Below are 18,967 nucleotides of genomic sequence, written 5' to 3'. Positions count from 1 at the left end.
TGCGCGCACCCGGCCCAGCTTGCCCATCGCTGACGGACAAGGGGTGTTACAGGTGAGAAAGCGGCCTTCCCGACGCCGATTCGTGATCGACACCGGGAAGGCGCGTACCTCAGGCCTTCTCGACCGCCACGCGGACCTTGACGCCCTCGCCGACAGCGCCTTCGAACCCGTCGGGTGCGTCGCCGTAGGTCACCGAGGTGGCCAGCGTCTCCGAGGCCACGAACTCCTCGAACTTCTCGACCGCGGCCACCACCTCGTCCGGTGCGTCGATCGTGAGCGAGATCCGGTCGGACACGTCGAGGCCGGCTTCACGGCGAGCCTGCTGCACCACGCGCACGAGGTCGCGAGCCACGCCCTCGTCGGCCAGGTCGGCGGTGACCTCGGTGTCGAGCTGCACGAGCCCCGTGCCGCCCGGCAGCTCGGCCGCCGCGCCGCCGCCCTTGGCCACCAGCCGCCGCTCGTACTCGGTCTCGAGCAGCTCGACCCCGGCCGCCACGACGGCACCGGACTCGTTCGTCGTCCAGTCGCCGGCCTTGACGGCCTTGATCACCTGCTGCACGGCCTTGCCGAGCCGCGGCCCGGCCGCCCGCGCGTTCACGGCGACCTCGAACGAACCGTGCGCCGCGACATCGGTGGTCAGCTCCACCGACTTCACGTTCACCTCGTCGCGCAGGATGTCCGTGAACTCGCGCAGCGCCTCCACGTCCTCCGCCGCCACCAGCAGCTTCTGCAGCGGCAGCCGCACGCGCAGCTTGTTGGCCTTGCGCAGCGACAGCGCCGTCGACGCCACCTGCCGCACGCGGTCCATCGCGGTGACGAGTGCGGCGTCGGCCGGCAGGTCGAGCGAGCTCGGCCAGTCGGTCAGGTGCACCGAGCGGCCGCCGGTCAGGCCGCGCCACACCGTTTCCGTGGTGAGCGGCAGCAGCGGCGCGACGACCCGGCAGGTCACCTCGAGCACCGTGTGCAGGGTGTCGATCGCGTCCTGGTCACCCGCCCAGAACCGGTCGCGCGAGCGGCGCACGTACCAGTTCGTGAGGACTTCGAGGAAGTCGCGCACGGTCTGGCACGCGCCGGCGATGTCGTAGTTGTCCAGCGCGTACTCGACGTCGGTGACGAGCTCGTGGGTCTTCGCGAGCACGTACCGGTCGAGCAGGTGCGTGGAATCCGTGCGCCACCGGCCTTCCACGCCCTCGGCGTTCGCGTACAGCGCGAGGAAGTAGTACGAGTTCCACAGGGGCAGCACGGCCTGGCGCACGGCGTCGCGGATGCCCCGGTCGGTGACGACGAGGTTGCCGCCGCGCAGGATCGGGCTCGCCATCAGGTACCACCGCATGGCGTCGGACCCGTCGCGGTCGAACACCTCGGTCACGTCCGGGTAGTTCCGCAGCGACTTCGACATCTTCTGCCCGTCGGAGCCGAGCACGATGCCGTGGCTGATGCAGGTGCGGAACGCCGGCCGGTCGAACAGCGCCGTCGCGAGCACGTGCAGCAGGTAGAACCAGCCGCGCGTCTGCCCGATGTACTCCACGATGAAGTCGCTCGGGTAGTGGTGCTCGAACCACTCGCGGTTCTCGAACGGGTAGTGCACCTGGGCGTAGGGCATCGAGCCCGAGTCGAACCACACGTCGAGCACGTCCTCGACGCGGCGCATGACGGAGTTCCCGGTCGGGTCGTCCGGGTTCGGCCGGGTCAGCTCGTCGATGTACGGGCGGTGCAGGTTGTCCAGCCGCACGCCGAAATCGCGCTCCAGCTCGTCGAGCGAGCCGTAGACGTCCGTGCGCGGGTAGGCCGGGTCGTCCGACTGCCACACCGGGATCGGCGAGCCCCAGTACCGGTTGCGGGAGATCGACCAGTCGCGGGCGTTCTCCAGCCACTTGCCGAACTGGCCGTCCTTGACGTTGTCCGGGTACCAGGTGATCTGCTGGTTGAGCTCGACCATGCGGTCCTTGAACTGCGTGACCGCGACGAACCACGACGACACCGCGCGGTAGATCAGCGGGTTGCGGCAGCGCCAGCAGTGGGGGTACGGGTGCTCGTAGGTCTCGTGGCGCAGCAGGATCGGGCCTTGCTCGGCCGCGGAACCCGTGCCGTTCTTGAGGTCGCGGATGATGTTCGGGTTGGCCTCGAACACCTGCTGGCCCTCGTAGTCGGGCACGGTCGCGTCGAACCGCCCGCGCGCGTCGACCGGCGTGGCCGGCGTGATGCCCGCAGCGTCGGTGACGACCTTGTCCTCCTCACCGTAGGCGGGCGCGATGTGGACCGCGCCGGTGCCGTCTTCGGTGGTGACGTAGCCGGCCGACAGGATCCGGTGCGCGTTCTCGCGGCCGACGAAGTACGGGAACGGTGGGGCGTAACGGTTTCCGAGCAGCTGCTCGCCGGTGTAGTGCGCGACGACCACCGGCTCCTCGCCGAGTTCCCGCGCGTAGGCCGCCACCCGGTCCTGGGCGAGCAGGAACCGCTTGCCGGGGAAGTTCTCGCTCTCCACCACGACGTAGCGCACCTCGGGGTGCACGGCGGTGGCGAGGTTCGACGGCAGCGTCCACGGCGTCGTCGTCCAGATGAGCAGGTACGTGCCGTCGAGCTCGTTCCCGTTGCCCTCCAGGCGGAAACCGACGGTGACGGCCGGGTCCTGGCGCGTGCGGTAGACGTCGTCGTCCATCCGCAGCTCGTGGTTGGACAGCGGCGTCTCGTCGCGCCAGCAGTAGGGCAGCACGCGGTAGCCCTCGTACACGAGGCCCTTGTCCCACAGCTGTTTGAACGCCCAGATGACCGACTCCATGTAGGACAGGTCGAGCGTCTTGTAGTCGTGGTCGAAGTCGACCCAGCGCGCCTGCCGGGTGACGTACTCCTCCCACTCCTTGGTGTAGCGCAGCACGGACTCGCGGGAGGCCTCGTTGAACTTGGCGACCCCCATCGCCTCGATCTCTTCCTTCTCGGTGATGCCGAGCTGGCGCATCGCCTCGAGTTCGGCGGGCAGGCCGTGGGTGTCCCAGCCGAACCGGCGGTCGACGTGCTTGCCCTTCATCGTCTGGTAGCGCGGGACGATGTCCTTCACGTACCCCGTGAGCAGGTGCCCGTAGTGCGGCAGGCCGTTGGCGAACGGCGGGCCGTCGTAGAACACGTACTCGTTGTCGCCGTTCTCGCCGGCCGGGCGCGTGTCGATCGAGGCCTGGAACGTCCGGTCGGTCTCCCAGTACTCGAGGACGCGCTGCTCCAGCGCGGGGAACGACGGCTGGGCCGGGACGGTGCCGTCGCCGTCCAGCTGGGCCTGGGGGTACATCGGGGTGTGCTCCTTGCGTTCGTCGCTCGCGTACGGACGACCGGCGCCTACCGGTCACCCACACGGGGACGAGACGCTCGCGCGTCACGCGGTACCACCCCGCTTGCCCGGCCAGCGCTGCCGGGCCACTCGTTCGTCGGCTGTGACGGGCCGTCCCGTCCGGTTCTACTGGGGGCTTGCGGCCCCGTTCTTCCGGAGGCTCCCCGGTGATGGCCGGATCGACACCTTGCTGGTACCAGATTAGCCGGGGTGCGCAAGCGGGTTCCCGGGTGCCCCGGCCTCAGGTCGTGCGGACGGCCAGTACCGCGGCCGCGAGCCACAGCGCGCCGGCAGCCGCGCCGAGCACGTGCAGCCCGTGGACGAACGCGCCGGCTTGGGCCGGATCCCCCGCCACGGCACCGAAAACGGCGACCCCGAGCGCGCCCGCGGCCTGGCGCGCGGCGTTGTTCACGCCGCCGGCGATGCCCGCGCGTTCGGCCGGTGCGCCGTCGACGGCCGCGGTGACGACGGCGGCGGTGAGCACCCCCAGGCCGATGCCGAGGCCGAGCAGGGCCGGCAGGACGCCGGCGTAACCGGTGGTCCCGGCGCGCAGGAGGGCGAACAGGCCCAGCGCGCCGAGCACGAGCCCGGCGACGATCGGCGGGCGCGTGCCGAACTTCGCGGCGAACCGGCCGCTGAGCGGACCGAGCAGGGCCAGCGGCAGGAACAGGGGGAGCATGGCAAGCCCGGCGTCGAGCGGCGGGAGGTGCAGCACGCCCTGCAGGTACAGCGTGAAGACCAGGATCGAGCCGAGGCCGGCGAAGTTCATCGCCGCGGAGATCGCGTTGGCTCCGGCGGTGCGGCGCGAGCGCAGGAGGCCCGGCGGCAGCATCGGGTCCGCCGAGCGGTGTTCGATCAGGACGAACGCCGCGGCGGCGAGGACGGCCGGGACGGCGGCCGGCGGTTGCCGGCCGATGACGGCGTAGACGCCGGCGCCGAGGGCGAGCGCGGCCGTCGCGGCACCGGGGAGGTCGACGCGGCCCGGCTTGCGGACGCCGGGCCCGACCAGCTTCCGGGTGGCGAGCGCGGCCACGGCGACGATCGGCGCGTTGATCAGGAACACCGGCCGCCAGCCGGCGACGGCGATGAGCGCGCCGCCCAGCAGCGGCCCGGCGGGCAGGGCCAGCGCGGACACCCCGGCCCAGATCCCGAGGGCCCGGGCGCGCGTGCGGCGGTCGGGGCACTCCTGGTTGATGACCGCGAGCGTGCCGGGCAGCAGCAGCGCCGCGCCGGCACCCTGCACCGCGCGGGCGGCCACCAGCCACGGTGCCGACGGCGCGAACCCGCACGCGGCGGAGGCAGCGCCGAACACCGCGAGCCCGGTGAGCACGACACCGCGGTGCCCGAGTACGTCGCCGAGCGCACCGCCCGTGAGCAGCAGCGCGGCGAGGACCACGGAGTAGCCGTCGACGACCCACTGCAAGAGGCCGACACCCGCGTGGAGCTGCTCGCCGAGCGAAGGCAGGGCCACGGTGACGACGGTGACGTCGAGCTGCACCAGGAACATCCCGGTGCACAGGGTGATCAGCAGGGCCGGTCGCACGTCCGCCAGTGGACCTCGCGGACGCTTCCGTCGCGGTGGAAGTGTGGCGGGTGCACCCTGGGGGCATGGCGACCGGAGGAGACGTCGACATCGCCCGCACCGCGGCCCTGTTCGCCGACCCGGCGCGGGTGCGGGTGCTGCTCGCGCTGGGTGACGGCCGGGCGCTGGCGGCGTCCGTGCTGGCCGGGGAGGCGGGACTGTCGGCGCAGGGCGTGAGCGCGCACCTGGCGAAGCTGCTCGCCGCGGGCCTCGTCACTGCCGAACGCTCCGGGCGGCACCGCTTCTACCGCCTGACGGGAGCGGCGCCGGAGCTGCTGGAGACGCTGGCCCGGTTCTCCCCCGCGCGGCCGGTGCGGTCCCTGCGGGAGGGCACGCGCGCACAGGCGCTGCGCTCGGCCCGGACGTGTTACGACCACGTCGCGGGGCAGCTCGGCGTGGCGATCACGGCAGCGCTCGTCGCGCGGCGCGCACTGGTCACTGTGGACGGTGATCCGACGACGGCGCGGCGCCCGGGTGACGCGCTTTCCGCGCAGCTGCCCGAGCACCCGTACGCACTGGGGCCGGCGGCCTCGGAGGTCTTCGGCGCGCTGGGCGTGGATGTTGACGCGGCTTCTTCGGCGCGGCGCCCGCTGCTGCGCTTCTGCCTGGACTGGAGCGAGCAGCGCCACCACCTGTCGGGTGCGCTCGGCGCGGCCGTACTGGCGCGGCTGCTCGACGCCGGCTGGCTCCGCCGCCGCGCGGACGCCCACCGCGCGGTGCGGCTGACGCCGTCGGGGCGCTCGGTGCTCGGTGACGTGCTGGGGCTCTAACGCCTGCGGTCAGCTCGGGCGAGCACCGCGCCGGAGCGCTCGGTGCTCGATGACGTCCTGGGGCTCTAACGCCTGCGATGAGCTCGGGCAAGCACGGCGTCGGGCCCGCAGCGGCCGCACGGCGTGAACCCGAGCTGGCGCGCCTCGCCGACCCCGATGGGGATCGCGTCGCGGCCGGAGAGCCACGGGCAGTCGACCAGGTGGTAGCGCGGGTACTCGTCCACCACGACGACCTGGTCGTCGAGCTCTTTGACGACCGCGAGGTCGTCCGTGCTCGTCTCCTCCTCGGCCGGCGCCGCATCACGGGCGAGTGCGGCCGTCTCGTCGGTTGCTTCGGCGGCGGCTGTGGTTTCGGCGGTCGCCCCGGTTTCGGCGGTCTCCGGGGCTTCGCTGGCCGCTGCGGGTTCGGCGGTGGCTACTTCCGCGGTCTCCGCGGGTTCGGCCTGCGGCTCGGGCTCGACGTCCGGCTCGGGAACGTCGGCGGGATCACCGAGTTCGCCGGTCGAAGGCAGCAGGACGGTCTGCTCGGCGTCGTCGCTCTCGGTGTCCTTCTCCGCGCTCTCCCCCGCGGCCGGTTTCGCGGGCGCGGACTCCGGCTGGTTGCGCCTGCGCAGCCAGTCCGCGAGCAGCAGCAAGCCGGCCAGCACCGACAGGCCGATCGAGACCCAGGCCCACAGCGAGCCGGCGGTGATGAGCGCCGTGACGAGCAGCGCGAGCGCTGCCAGCACCAGAACGAGGACGATGTAGAGCACGCTGAATTACAGCACGCGAAACCCGCGTACCCCCGGCACGACCCGCCCACGCCGGGTACCCCACCGGCTCCCGTCCGTGTCCACCCGGCGGGCGCGAGATCACCCGGCCACGCGGCCTCACCCCAGCCCGCCCGCCTCGACCCGGACCGACCTCACCGGCTGTGACGGGTACCCGCTCACCGACACCCTGACCGACGCCTGCCGCGCGGAAGGCACCGCCCAGCGATCGACTGGCGGCCGGCGCTCACGGCGACCCGGACGAACCGCCGAGTAACTGCCCGGCCACCCATCGCAGCATCCACCTCCAGCGGCACTGGGAATTCGCCTGGACGAGGGCCGAAAACTGCTGATCCACATCGGCCCGAAGAGGCACCTTCGAAGCACGAACGACCACTTGCCAAAACACGGCCACTGCATTCCGTGCGCATTCGATCACCGCCAGCCCCCGCAGATCACAGCGGATCACAAAACGATCACCACGAATTGCGACTGCCCGGTTACGGAAATGGAGAATGCCCGGTCAACGCGGCGTGGCGGCACGGCCGCGAGGAAACCACCCCCTCGCAAACCCGAAACCCAGCTCCGGCCGCCGGAGCAAGACGGCCCACCCACGCCGGGTCAGCACGCCGGTCGACGCACAGCCGCAACCAGCCAGCGCAGGGCCAAAACAGCAGCTCAAGCCGCCGGAGCCCGCCAGCGCCGAAGCCAAGCCGGCAGGCCGGCCAACTCAACTCGGCACCGGCCAGCGCCCGCGAGCAGACCAAGGCTCAGCTCCGGCCGCCGCCGGAGCCCGACGGCCCCGAAGCCGGGCAGCAGGCCGGTCAACTCGAGACCCCAGCCAGCCTCACCACGGGCCAAAACAGCAGCTCGAGTCACCGCCCGAGCCCGACGGCCCCAAGCCAAAGCCACCCAGGCAAGTTCAGCGGGAGGCGCCGGCCTGCCTCAGCGTGCAGGACGACGGCGCAGGTCGACCCGTCGCCGAAGCAACCGACCCCGCGCCGAGCCGGCCAGCCAGCCAGGCCACCGCGGGCCCCCAGCCAGACTCACCACAGGCAAAACCGCAGCTCCAGGGGCCATCGACGCCCCGCAAGGCCGAAGCCGAGCCAGCAGGGCAGGTCAGCGCAACGCCTCAGATCCAACCTCATCGCAGGACGAAGCCGCAGGTAGACCGGCCGCCGAAGCAAACGACACCCGCGCCAAGCAAGGCAGGCCTGGTCAGCGCGCGGCCCGCAGCCAGGCTCAGCGAACGCCGAAGCCGCAGCTCCAGGCACCGACGAACCGAGCCACCGAACCCGGCGCCCTACGACGCAGCAGGCACGGCGAAGCCCCGCCGGGTCCTGGGGGTCAGGATCGGCGGGGCGTCACGCGCGGAGAGGAGCCTCAGCCGGCTTCGGCGCGCGGGCCGAAGGAGTAGCCCTGGCCGCTGCTGGAGCCGGCGGACTGGCTGGAGCCGGACGACGCCGAGGCCGGGGCCGCGGAGCCGCGGTCGTCGAGTTCGCGCAGCTGGGATTCGAGGAAGCCCCGCAGGCGGGTGCGGTACTCGCGCTCGATGGTGCGCAGTTCCTCGATCTTCTTGCCCAGAGCGCCCTTCTCGGCGTTCAGGTTGTTCATGGTCTCGGTGTACTTGCGCTGCGACTCGCGCTCCAGCGTGGTCGCCTTGTCGCGGGCCTGGCGCTCGAGCGTCTCGGCGCGCGTGCGCGCGTCGTTCAGCATGGTCTCGGCGCGGGTGCGCGCCTCGTTGACCATCGAGTCGGACTTCGCCCGGGCGTCGGACAGGAGCTGCTCGGACTTGGTCCGCGCCTCCGCCAGCATGCCGTCGGACTCGGTCTTCGCCTCGGCGGTGAGCCGGTCGGCCATCTCCTGGGCCAGGCCCAGGACCTTCGCGGCCTGCACGTTCGGCTCGCCGCTGTCGCCGACCATCGAATGGGCCTGCGTCTGCTCCATGGCCGAAGCGGGCGGCGGCACGGGGGCCAGCCGGCGGGACGGCTCGTCCCGGACCGGCGGAGGACCGCTCACCTTCGCGTTCTCGAGCTCACCCCGGGTCGACTCCAGCTCGGCATCGAGCTGTTCGACCTGCTGGCGCAGCTCGTTGTTGTCCTCGATCAGGCGGGCAAGCTCGGTCTCCACCAGGTCGAGGAACGCGTCCACCTCGTCCTCGTTGTAGCCCCTCTTGCCGATGGGCGGCTTGCTGAACGCGACGTTATGCACGTCAGCGGGGGTCAACGACATCAGATCACCTCACGCACTCCATGGCCTGCAGGGTCCACCCAAGTTTCCCCGATCACCTGGGAGTTGCCAGTTGCATCGCGAAGAACACAACCAACAGCAGCACCATAATCGATAAGTCCAGTCCCATCCCGCCGATCCGAACCATCGGGATGATTCGCCTGAACAGACGAACCGGCGGGTCGGTCACTGTGTAGATGGTCTCGAGCGTCACCGCAACCCCTCCGGCGGGACGCCACTCGCGCGCGAAGGTGCGCACGAGCTCGATCACGATACGCGCCGTCAGCAATAGCCAGAAGGCGAACAGCACGTACCAGATCACCAGCCACACAGCGTTCACGCGACCACTCTAGCGGGGGACGCCCCGCCATTGCGCAGCCAGCACGCCCGACGTGCCGCCGAGTCGACAAAATCACGTCTGGCTGCGCCCAGCGGTCCGGTGGTCTTCAGCCGCGCAGGAAAAGTCCGCCCTCGGCGATCCGCCGGCGGTCCTCGGCCGTCACGTCCACGTCCGGCGGTGAGAGAAGGAACACCTTGTTGGTGACCTTGTCCATCGACCCCCGCAGCGCGAACGCGAGCCCCGCGGCGAAGTCGACGAGCCGCTTGGCGTCCGCGTTCTCCATCTCCGTGAGGTTGATGATCACGGGGATGCCCTCGCGGTAGTGCTCGCCGATCGCCCGCGCCTCGACGTAGCTCGTCGGGTGCAGCGTGGTGATCCGGCTCAACGGATCGCGTGACGGCGGTCGCGCGGGCTCCGTGACCGGCCGCAGCCGGGCGACGGGCTCGGGCTGGCGGTCCACGGCGAGTGCACCGTGCGTGGTCGGCTCCGAAGCCGTGACCGACCGTGACCGGGCCCGGGGCGCGGGCTCGTCGTACGTGTCGTCGACGTCGCGGTACCGTGAGCGCGACCGGGCCGGCGGCTCGTCGTAGGAGTCGTACTCGTCGTCGTAGTCACGCCGGTAGTCCTCGTCCTCGACGTCATAGCCGTCTTCATCAGCGGGCACCATCCCGAAGTAGGCCTTCAGCTTCTGCAGCGCGCTCATGCCTCTCCCTAGCCCTAGCCGCTCCCGCACCGTGCTACCCCACCCGGCCGTGCACAAAACGTGACGGCCGACCGGACTCCCTACGGCGAGGCTAAACCGCGCCCACCGAGCAACGCGGTTCCGACACGCACACAGGTCGAGCCGTGCGTGATCGCCTGTTCGAGATCATGGCTCATCCCGGCTGAGACTTCTGCGGCATTGGGGTGATCTTTCCGAAGTCCGTGCGAGACCTGGGCAAGCAGGGCAAAAGCGCTGCCCGGATCCTCGGCCAGCGGCGCGACCGCCATCACACCGCGCAACCTCAGCTCACCCACGTGGGTTAGGTGCTCGGCCAGCGCCGGGACGTCGGCCACGGGGACACCGCCCCGGGCCGGGTCGCCGTCGAGGCTCACCTGGATCAGCACGTCGAGCGGGTCCGTCCGCTCCCCCGCGTCCCGCGCGTTGCCCACCGCGCGCCCCAGTGCGTCGGCCAGGCGCGCGGAGTCGACCGACTGGACCTCCGCCGCCCAGCGGACCACCGAACGCGCCTTGTTGCGCTGCAGGCTCCCGACCATGTGCCAGCGCGGCGGCGCCCCCGGGCTCAGCCCCGCCACCTCGGCGGCCTTCGGGCCGGCCTCCTGGTCCCGGTTCTCGGCGAGGTTCCGCAGCCCCAGTTCGACGAGGAGCGCCGCGTCGGCCGCCGGGAAGGTCTTGGTGACCCCCAGCAGGCGCACGTCCTCCCGCGCCCGTCCGGCGGCCGCGCAGGCGGCGGCGATCCGTTCCTCGACGGCGGCGAGCGACGCCTTGAGCTCCTCGCGCCGCGCCTCGCTCACTCGGCCTCCAGCCACGTGATGCCCGCGAGCCGGCCGGTGGTCCCGTCGCGGCGGTAGCTGAAGAGCGTCTTGTCCTCGGCCGTGCAGCGGGGGTCCACGCCGATGCGGCCGACGCCGAGCTCGGCGAGCTGGCGGTACAGCCCCGCGCGCAGGTCGAGACCCGCCGTGCCGCGGCGGGTCTTGCAGGCGCTGCCGGGCACGTGCTTCTCGACGTCCGCGGCCATGTCGGCCGGGACCTCGTAACAGGCGCCGCAGATGGCCGGGCCGAGCAGCACTTCGGTGCGGGCCGGTTCGGCCCCGAGGTCGCGCATCGCCGCCACCGCGGCCGGGACCACGCCGATGCGCGCCCCGACGCGCCCGGCGTGCACCGCGGCGACCACACCCGCCTCGGGGTCGGCCATCAGCAGCGGCACGCAGTCGGCGACGAGCACCACGAGCGCGACCCCCGGCGTCGCCGTGACGAGCGCGTCGGTGGCCTCCGCGGCCTTCGTCTCGGTGCCGTCCACGACGGTGGCCGTGCGGCCGTGCACCTGCTCCATCCACGCCAGGCGGTCCTCGGTGAGCCCGAGCTCGGCCGCCAGCCGCTTGCGGTTGGCGTACACGTCGCCCTCGTCGTCGCCGACGTGGTCACCGAGGTTGAAGCTCTCGTACGGCGGCCGGGAAGCCCCGCCCGCCCTGGTCGTCACGACTCGTCGTACTCGCACCCCGCCATCCTTCCAAAAAACGCCGAAGGCCACCCCGGCCGAGGGTGGCCCGGGGTGGCCTTCGCGACGAAACGAACGCTAGCGGCGCATGAACGGCGGCACGTCGACCTCGTCGTCGGTCGGGTCGTCGTGCACCGTCGCCGGACGGCTCGGCAGGCTGCCGGACGCGGGCCCGGAACCGATCGGCGAGTAGCCGCGCGAGCCACCGCCCGGCTGGGGCAGCCCGCCCGGCGGCGTGCCACCCGGCTGCGGCAGCGGCGGCTGCGTGCGCGGCGGCGCCACCGGGTACCCGCCGCTGCCCGCCGGCGGCACCGGCGTGGCGCCACCCGACGGCGGACCGGCGGGCGGCTGCGCGCCACCCACGTGCCCGGCCGCGGCCGACGCCGTGCTGCCGCCCGAACGCGAGCCGAAGGCCGGCGGGTCGAGCTTCTTGTGCGTGGGCGCGCCGGCGTCGAACCCGGCCGCGATCACCGTGACGCGGACCTCGTCGCCGAGGGAGTCGTCGATGATCGTCCCGAAGATGATGTTCGCCTCGGGGTGCGCGGATTCCTGCACCAGCGACGCGGCTTCGTTGATCTCGAACAGGCCGAGGTCCGAACCACCGGCGATCGACAGCAGCGCGCCGTGGGCGCCGTCCATCGACGCCTCCAGCAGCGGCGAGTTGATCGCCTTCTCCGCCGCCTGGATCGCGCGGCCCTCGCCGCGCGCCGAGCCGATGCCCATGAGCGCGGAACCCGCGCCGGACATGACGCTCTTGACGTCGGCGAAGTCGAGGTTGATCAGACCGGGCGTGGTGATCAGGTCGGTGATGCCCTGGACACCGGAGAGCAGCACCTCGTCGGCCGAGCGGAACGCGTCCATCAGGGACACCCCGATGTCGCCGAGCTGCAGCAGCCGGTCGTTCGGGATCACGATCAGCGTGTCGCACTCGTTGCGCAGCTGCTGGATGCCGTCCTCGGCCTGCTTGCCGCGGCGCTTGCCCTCGAAGGTGAACGGGCGGGTCACCACGCCGATGGTCAGCGCGCCCAGCTTGCGGGCGATCTGCGCGACCACGGGGGCGCCACCGGTGCCGGTGCCGCCGCCCTCGCCGGCGGTCACGAACACCATGTCGGCGCCCTTGATGACCTCTTCGATCTCCTCGCGGTGGTCTTCGGCCGCCTTCTGCCCCACCTCGGGGGCGGCGCCGGCACCGAGGCCGCGGGTCAGTTCCCGGCCGATGTCGAGCTTGACGTCGGCGTCGGACATGAGCAGTGCCTGCGCGTCGGTGTTCACCGCGATGAACTCGACACCCTTGAGGCCGACCTCGATCATCCTGTTCACGGCGTTCACGCCGCCGCCGCCGATGCCGACGACCTTGATCACCGCAAGGTAGTTGTGCGGGGGCGTCATCGGGTCCGCCTTCCTGATCGTGATGTGCTCGTACTGCCCGCCGGGGCCGCAACCCTCACCCTCAAGTCGAGAATGAGAGTTATGTCAACCACCAGCGTTAGAGCAGGACGGTAGGCACCGGGCAGGCACTAATCCAGTAGCCACGCCGTGTGCGGCAAAGGTGTTTTGCCACAACGCGAACGCGTGCGCAAGGGCGGGAACCCGATCTCCCGGTGATCCACTCGTCTGCTATGCAGCCGCATCACGCGGGCATGGGCATCACCAGGACGACGTCGTCCGACGGCTTCCCGGTGGGCGAACCACCGGCCTGCTCGACGCTGATGGCGAACTGGTCCGCACCAGCCAGGCCGTCGGCCACGACCAGCGAACCCGCCGGTCCGCCCGGCAGCAGCCCGGCCGGGCGCGGCGCGAGGTGCGGGCCCATCAGCCACGCCTGGTAGACGTGGCCCGCGGGGTAGGGCGGCAGGCCCGACTCCATGAACATCATGCGGTCCAGCTGCTTGGACACCACGACGGTGCCACCGCCCCCGCCGGGCGCGGTGCCGTGCAGGGTCTGGGCGTCCGGCGCGGCCAGCAGCTCCCCCACGGGCTGGTAGCGCACGCGCGCCTGGTCCAGCTGCGACTGCGCGGCGTCGAGGCGGCCCTGCGTGGTCACGGCGATCCCGCCGAACACGCCGGCGAGCGCGAGCCCCACCACGGCGGCGGCCGCCGTCGTGATCAGTGGCCAGCGCCGGCGACCGCGGGAGCGCTCCCCCGGCTCGGGGCGGCTGCGCGGCGGGAGCTGGCGCGTCGCGCGCATCTCGGCGAGTACGCGTTCCCTCAGCGCGGCGGGCGGTTCGTCGGCCATCGCCGCGCCGAGCCTGCCCGCGGTGGCGCGCAGCTCGCGGACCTCCTGAGCGCAGGCCTCGCACTGCTCGAGGTGGCGCTGGAACTGCGCGCGCTCGGTGTCCGACAGGGCGTCGAGCGCATACGCACCGGTCAACGTGTGCATGTCCGGCGTGCTCACGCGGTCACCCCCAGGCAGTCGCGCAGGCGGATCAGCCCGTCGCGCAACCTCGTCTTGATCGTCCCCTGCGGGGTCGCCAGCACGTCGGCGACCTCGCGATACGTGTAACCCTGGTAGTAGGCCAGGAGAACCGACTCGCGCTGCAGCTCCGTGAGTGAGGAGAGGCAGCGGCGCACCTGCGAGCGCTCGAGCCGGGCGGTCACCGATTCGGCCACCTCGTCGAACGGGCGGCCCCGCGCCGCTTCGAACGTCGCCTTGCGCTCGCGTTCGGTGCCGGCGCGGGCGGAGCGCACCCGGTCGACGGCGCGGCGGTGCGCGAGCGTCATGGCCCAGTTCAGCGCGCTGCCCTTCTCGGGTGTGTAGCGCGTGGCCGTGCGCCAGAGCTCGACGAGCACTTCCTGCGCCACCTCCTCCGACTGCGCCGAGTCGCGCACGATGCGGCGCACGAGCCCGTGGACGGGTCCGGCGAGCTGGTCGTAGAGCAGCTCGAACGCGCGCTCGTCCCCCTTGGCGACGGCCACCATGAGCTCCTCGGCCGTCGCACCGGCGGCCGGTTCGGGTACCGCCGCGACCGGGCGCGGGCGGGCGGGCTCATCCATGGAGCGCTCCTGTCGAATTCTGCGGGGTCCGGGCGACCATCGGGGCCTTGCGCAGCCACAGCGCGACTCCGTGGCGGCGGATCAGCGCCGCCACGCGCTGCGGCTGCAGGGGACGGCCGAGCACGAGCCGCGCGAACGACCGCGCGCCCGACGGCCTCCGGACACCTCGAAGCGTAGCGAGCAACGGCGTCGTGTCACCGCGCCGCAGCGCGACGGTGAGGTCGAGCAGCGCGTCCGGCCGCGGCAGGCGCAGGCGGTACTCGCCGTCGAGCTCCTGGAACGGCGACACGTAGAACTCCTTCTGCGCGCGGTAGGTGTCCACGCGGGACGGCTCGGCCGCACCGGGGCGCAGCAGGTACGCGTGCCGCCCGCCGTAGGTGTTGTGCACCTCGGCGACGACGCACTCCAGCTCGCCGTCCGGGGTGTGGCACCAGTAGACGGTGATCGGGTTGAACACGCAGCCGAGGACCCGGGCGGACGCGAGCATCGTCACCGGCCCGCCGCGCAGGTCCACCCCGCGGCGCGCGAGCCAGCGGTCCAGTTTGGACCGGATGTCGCCCGGGTCGCCGGGTTCGAAGTGGTCGCGGCCGTCGAAGCGCGCGAAGGGCCGCAGCCACCACGGCAGCCGCGGCGGCGCGTCCAGGTCGGTCAGCCACAGGGAGAGCTTGTGGACGAACGCGTGCGGCGGGTCGGCGCGGCGCACGTGGGCGACCGTGGCGTCGTACAGGACGGCGGTCACCACGCCACCCCGAAGCTCGCGGCGGCGCGGACCCCCGAGGAACAGCCGTCCTCGTGGAACCCCCAGCCCTGGTAGGCACCGGCGTAGGCGAGCACCCCGTCGTTCAGCGCGGCGAGCTTGCGTTGCGCCGCAACGGATTCCGGCGTGTACACGGGGTGCTCGTAGCTCATCTTCGCCACCACGGACCCGTCGGCGGGCTCGTTTTTCGGGTTGAGCGTGACGACGTAGCCGGTGGGTTCGTCGAGGCGCATCAGGCGGTTCATGTCGTAGCTCACCTGCACGGCATCAGCGCCGGCACCGCAGCCGGGGGTGCGGTAGTTCCAGCCCGACCGCGCGGCCGCGACGGTCGGCAGCACGCTCGTGTCGGTGTGCAGCCAGGCCTCGTTGCGGGAGTAGCGGAACGCGCCGAGCACGGCGCGCTCGGCGGGCGTCGGGTCGGCGAGCAGCCGCAGCGCCTGGTCGGCGTGCGTCGCGACCACGACCCGGTCGACGCGGTGGGGCGTGTCGGCGTCGTCGCGGAGCTCGACGCCGCGCGCGGTCCGCCGCACCGACCGCACGGGCGTCGACAGGTGCACGGCCGTGAGCTGCTTGGCGGCCCGCTCGACGTACTCGCGTGAACCTCCTTCGACGGTGCGCCAGGCCGGCGAGTTCTTCACGGTGAGCATCCCGTGGTTGCGCAGGAACTCGAACAGGTAGCGCGCCGGGTACTTGAGCGTGTCCGTGCGGTCGGCCGACCAGACCGTGGACACCAGCGGCAGCACGAAGTGGTCCACGAAGTAGTGCGAGTACCCGCCGATGGCGAGGAACGGGCCGAGGCCCACGTCGCCGGCGTCCTCGCGCTGCAGCAGCCGCACCGCGTGCCGGTGGAAGCGCTTGACCTCGGCGAGCATGCGCAGGTACCGGTGGTCGGTGGTGTTGCGCCGCTGCGCGAACAACCCGCGCAGCCCCTTGGCGCCGGCGTACTGCAGGCCGCAGCCGTCGCAGCGGATGCTCATCGACATCTCGGTCTCGCGCGTGCGCACGCCGAGCTCGCCGAAGAGCCTGATCAGCGTCGGGTAGGTGCGTTCGTTGTGGACGATGAACCCGGAGTCCACGCCGACGGTGCCGCCGTGGGAGCTCGGGACGTCGTGGGTGTGGGCGTGCCCGCCGAGCCGGGGAGCGGCCTCGAACAGCAGCACCTCGTGGCGGCGCTGCAGCAGGTAGGCGGCCGTGAGGCCGGCGACCCCGCTGCCGATGACGGCGATGCGGTGTCCCGTGTGGTGTCCCTGGGGGTTTCCGGTGTGGTGCACGACCGGGATTCGGCACCGGTGCCAGCCCGGATTGGTCGCGATTCCCACCCATCCGCGCCCGCGGCGGCGCCGAACACCCGGTATGCCGAACAGCACCGCGCACCGCCTGGCCACCTTCGCCGAACGCGTCCTCGGCGCGCCGCTGCCGGTCGCCGTCCGCACGTGGGACGGCGAACGCGTGGGGCCCGAGGGCCCGGCCGTCGTCCTCGAGAACCGCCGTGCCTTGCGGTGGCTGCTCTACGCGCCCGGCGAGCTGGGCCTGGCGCGCGCGTACGTCTCGGGTGACCTCGACGTGGAAGGAGACCTCGCCGACGGGTTCCGGCGGATCTGGGCGCTGACCCGCTCGGGCGAGCTGCGCAGGGTGAAGCTCGCCCCGCGGGACTGGGCCGCCGCGGCAGGGCTGGCCGCGCGGCTGGGTGTCCTGGGCCTGCCACCGAAGCCGCCCGCGGAGGAGGCGAGGCTGACCGGCGTGCTGCACAGCCTGCGGCGCGACCGGTCGGCCATCGCCCACCACTACGACCTGTCCAACGCCTTCTACCAGCTACTGCTCGACGACTCGATGGCCTACTCGTCGGGCTACTGGACCGCCGACGACCCTGGCTACGGCCTCGCGCAGGCGCAGCACGACAAGCTCGAGCTGATCTGCCGCAAGCTCGGCCTGGGGCCCGGGACGCGGCTGCTCGACGTCGGCTGCGGCTGGGGTTCGCTGCTGGTGCACGCGGCCAAGCACCACGGCGTGACCGCGGTCGGCGTGACGCTTTCGGCCGAACAGGTTCAGCACGTGAAGGGCCGCCTGGCGCACCACGACCTCGAGGACCGCGTCGAGGTGCGGCAGCAGGACTACCGGGAGCTGGCCGGCGAGCCGTTCGACGCCGTCGCGTCGGTCGAGATGGGTGAGCACGTCGGCGAGGAGAACTACCCGGCTTACGCGCATACCCTGTTCCGCATGCTCCGACCCGGCGGGCGGCTCGTGCTGCAGCAGATGTCGCGCGGCCGCGCCGGCGACACGGCTCCCGGCGGCGGCGCCTTCATCGAGCGCTACATCGCGCCGGACATGACGATGCGGCCGCTGAGCCGCACGCTCGGGCACGTCGAGGCGGCCGGGTTCGAGATCCGCGACGTGCACGCGCTGCGCGAGCACTACGTGAAGACGGTGCGCGCGTGGCTCGCCACGCTGGAGGAGCACTGGGCCGAGGCCGTCGCGCTCGTGGGCGAGCACGAGGCGCGCGTGTGGCGGCTCTACCTCGTGGGCGGAGCGCTGGCGTTCGAGGAGAACCGCATGGGCGTGGACCAGATCCTCGCCGTGCGGCCCGGCGCCGAAGGGGCCAGCGGGATGCCGGCGACGCGGGAGTGGGCGTGATCGGCCCCGGCCCGCTGGCGGGCCTCACCGCCGGCGCCGTGCTGGTGGCCGTCGTCGTCACGTTCGGCATCGCCCGCCTGCGTGGCCGCTACGACACGATCGACACGTTCTGGGGCCTCGGGTTCGCGCTCGTCGCGGTGATCGCGTTTCCGCTGGGTACCGGTCCGCTGTCGCTACGACTGGTGACGGCGGCGCTCACCGTGGTGTGGGGCGTGCGCCTCGCCGTCCACCTGCACCTGCGCAACCGGCGCGGCCCGGAGGATCCGCGCTACCAGCGGATGGTCGAACGGGCCGGCGCCAACCCGGGCGCGCGGATCTTCGTGCGCGTGTACCTCGTGCAGGCGGTGATCCTCTGGTTCGTTTCGCTGCCGGTGCTGTTCGCGATGTACGGCACCGGTCTCGGCGTCCTGGGCTGGGCCGGCGTGGCCGTGTGGCTGGTGGGCTTCACGTTCGAGTCCGTCGGCGACGCGCAGCTGAGCCGCTTCCGCGCCGACCCGGCCAACCGCGGCAAGGTCCTCGACACCGGCCTGTGGCACTACACGCGGCACCCGAACTACTTCGGCGACGCCTGCGTGTGGTGGGGCCTGTACCTGCTGGCGTGCTCGACCTGGCCGGGCGCGGCGACGATCCTGTCGCCGATCGCCATGACGTACACGCTCGCGCGCGGCACCGGCAAGCCGATGCTGGAGAAAAGCCTCGCGCGCAGCCGGCCGGGCTACGCGGCCTACGTGGCGCGCACGAGCGGCTTCGTACCGCTGCCGCCGAAGCGGCTCACTCGCCCGTGAGCCCGTCGGTCAGCTCGCGCAGCAGGTCGAGGTGGCCCAGGTGGCGGGCGGTCTCCTCGACCATGTGCGTGACGACCCAGCGCACGGTGAGCGGCTGCTCCCCCTTGAACAGCACGGTGTCGGTGAACTCGCGCGCGGCCACGACCTCGCGGCAGCGCGCGGTTTCCGCCTCGTAGGCGGCGATGAGCCGCTCGATCGGGGTTTCGAGCGCGACGCGGAACTCGGCGTCGCGGTCGAGCTCCAGCGCTTCGTCCCACTCGTCGGGCTGGCCGTCGAGGACGACGCGGAACCAGTAGGCCTCGACGAGCGTGAGGTGCGAGAGCAGACCGGCGATCGTCGTCAGCTCGCTGGGCACGTGGGTGCGGCGGGCCTGCTCGTCGGTGAGGCCGCTGCACTTCCAGACGACGCTGGCGCGCAGGAAGTCGAGGAAGCCGGTGAGCTGGGTGCGCTCGTCGGCGTCCATCGGCGGGTCGGGGCGTTCGGGCGGAGTGGTCACGGGATGCAGCCTGCCGCACTGGGCAACCCCTTTTTCCGTACTACCTTGCGCGCAACTTAATTGCGCACTATGTTGAAGGTCAGACGTTCCGGGTAC

The 18,967-nt window shown here is 72.2% G+C and carries 17 protein-coding genes; 3 read left to right on the top strand and 14 right to left on the bottom strand.

The features are described 5' to 3' along the window. Positions 1-109: 109 nt before the first annotated feature. Positions 110-3,280 carry an isoleucine--tRNA ligase gene (gene ileS, locus ACIA77_RS37495; RefSeq protein ID WP_395890847.1) on the bottom strand — a complete coding sequence of 1,057 codons (3,171 nt, stop codon included), beginning with the start codon at positions 3,278-3,280 and terminating at the stop codon, positions 110-112. A 280-nt stretch (positions 3,281-3,560) separates the two neighbouring features. Further along, complete coding sequence (locus ACIA77_RS37490) at positions 3,561-4,862, bottom strand: MFS transporter (RefSeq protein ID WP_395890846.1); 1,302 nt, start codon at positions 4,860-4,862, stop codon at positions 3,561-3,563. A gap of 65 nt (positions 4,863-4,927) precedes the next feature. Between ACIA77_RS37490 and ACIA77_RS37485 the strand changes: the two genes are divergently transcribed. Further along, positions 4,928-5,671 (top strand): ArsR/SmtB family transcription factor, encoded by a 744-nt coding sequence (locus ACIA77_RS37485; protein WP_395890845.1) that lies wholly within the window; start codon positions 4,928-4,930, stop codon positions 5,669-5,671. A 65-nt stretch (positions 5,672-5,736) separates the two neighbouring features. On the opposite strand, the gene ACIA77_RS37480 is transcribed toward ACIA77_RS37485, so the two are convergent. From ACIA77_RS37480 to ACIA77_RS37430, 11 genes are all read right to left on the bottom strand, one after another. Next, entirely contained in the window at positions 5,737-6,423 is a 687-nt protein-coding gene (locus ACIA77_RS37480; protein WP_395890844.1) for a hypothetical protein, read from the bottom strand. 1,380 nt (positions 6,424-7,803) lie between these two features. Next, positions 7,804-8,652, bottom strand: a complete 849-nt coding sequence (locus tag ACIA77_RS37475; protein WP_395890843.1) for a DivIVA domain-containing protein — start codon at positions 8,650-8,652, stop codon at positions 7,804-7,806. Between the two features lie 52 nt (positions 8,653-8,704). Next, positions 8,705-8,980 (bottom strand): YggT family protein, encoded by a 276-nt coding sequence (locus ACIA77_RS37470; protein ID WP_204097040.1) that lies wholly within the window; start codon positions 8,978-8,980, stop codon positions 8,705-8,707. A 115-nt stretch (positions 8,981-9,095) separates the two neighbouring features. After that, positions 9,096-9,692, bottom strand: coding sequence for a cell division protein SepF (locus ACIA77_RS37465; protein ID WP_395890842.1), 597 nt, complete (start codon positions 9,690-9,692; stop codon positions 9,096-9,098). A gap of 80 nt (positions 9,693-9,772) precedes the next feature. After that, positions 9,773-10,504: a YggS family pyridoxal phosphate-dependent enzyme gene (locus tag ACIA77_RS37460; RefSeq protein WP_395890841.1), complete on the bottom strand. Its 732-nt coding sequence runs from the start codon at positions 10,502-10,504 to the stop codon at positions 9,773-9,775. After that, positions 10,501-11,208: a peptidoglycan editing factor PgeF gene (gene pgeF / locus ACIA77_RS37455; RefSeq protein WP_395890840.1), complete on the bottom strand. Its 708-nt coding sequence runs from the start codon at positions 11,206-11,208 to the stop codon at positions 10,501-10,503. The genes ACIA77_RS37460 and pgeF overlap by 4 nt, the downstream gene beginning before the upstream one ends. 78 nt (positions 11,209-11,286) lie before the next feature. Further along, on the bottom strand, positions 11,287-12,597 hold the full coding sequence (gene ftsZ, locus ACIA77_RS37450; protein ID WP_395890839.1) for a cell division protein FtsZ: 1,311 nt from the start codon (positions 12,595-12,597) through the stop codon (positions 11,287-11,289). A gap of 241 nt (positions 12,598-12,838) precedes the next feature. Next, positions 12,839-13,603 carry an anti-sigma factor domain-containing protein gene (locus ACIA77_RS37445; RefSeq protein ID WP_395890838.1) on the bottom strand — a complete coding sequence of 255 codons (765 nt, stop codon included), beginning with the start codon at positions 13,601-13,603 and terminating at the stop codon, positions 12,839-12,841. Beyond that, positions 13,600-14,202, bottom strand: a complete 603-nt coding sequence (sigK, locus tag ACIA77_RS37440) for an ECF RNA polymerase sigma factor SigK (RefSeq protein WP_395890837.1) — start codon at positions 14,200-14,202, stop codon at positions 13,600-13,602. The genes ACIA77_RS37445 and sigK overlap by 4 nt, the downstream gene beginning before the upstream one ends. Further along, complete coding sequence (locus tag ACIA77_RS37435) at positions 14,195-14,944, bottom strand: DUF1365 domain-containing protein (protein ID WP_395890836.1); 750 nt, start codon at positions 14,942-14,944, stop codon at positions 14,195-14,197. Before ACIA77_RS37435 ends, sigK begins: the two co-directional genes overlap by 8 nt. Next, complete coding sequence (locus tag ACIA77_RS37430) at positions 14,938-16,230, bottom strand: NAD(P)/FAD-dependent oxidoreductase (protein WP_395890835.1); 1,293 nt, start codon at positions 16,228-16,230, stop codon at positions 14,938-14,940. The genes ACIA77_RS37435 and ACIA77_RS37430 overlap by 7 nt, the downstream gene beginning before the upstream one ends. 82 nt (positions 16,231-16,312) lie before the next feature. Between ACIA77_RS37430 and ACIA77_RS37425 the strand changes: the two genes are divergently transcribed. Together ACIA77_RS37425 and ACIA77_RS37420 are read left to right on the top strand one after the other, a co-directional pair. Continuing rightward, positions 16,313-17,590, top strand: a complete 1,278-nt coding sequence (locus tag ACIA77_RS37425) for a class I SAM-dependent methyltransferase (protein WP_395890834.1) — start codon at positions 16,313-16,315, stop codon at positions 17,588-17,590. After that, complete coding sequence (locus tag ACIA77_RS37420) at positions 17,590-18,375, top strand: DUF1295 domain-containing protein (RefSeq protein WP_395890886.1); 786 nt, start codon at positions 17,590-17,592, stop codon at positions 18,373-18,375. The genes ACIA77_RS37425 and ACIA77_RS37420 overlap by 1 nt, the downstream gene beginning before the upstream one ends. Here ACIA77_RS37420 and ACIA77_RS37415 read toward each other — a convergent pair. Beyond that, positions 18,362-18,871: a DinB family protein gene (locus tag ACIA77_RS37415; protein ID WP_395890833.1), complete on the bottom strand. Its 510-nt coding sequence runs from the start codon at positions 18,869-18,871 to the stop codon at positions 18,362-18,364. The genes ACIA77_RS37420 and ACIA77_RS37415 overlap by 14 nt on opposite strands. Between the last annotated feature and the right edge of the window lie 96 nt (positions 18,872-18,967).

Source organism: Amycolatopsis sp. NPDC051903 (assembly GCF_044452505.1).
Taxonomy (GTDB): domain Bacteria; phylum Actinomycetota; class Actinomycetes; order Mycobacteriales; family Pseudonocardiaceae; genus Amycolatopsis.
Note: the sequence above shows the minus strand (reverse complement) of the source record. Positions and strands in the feature narration are given on the sequence as shown.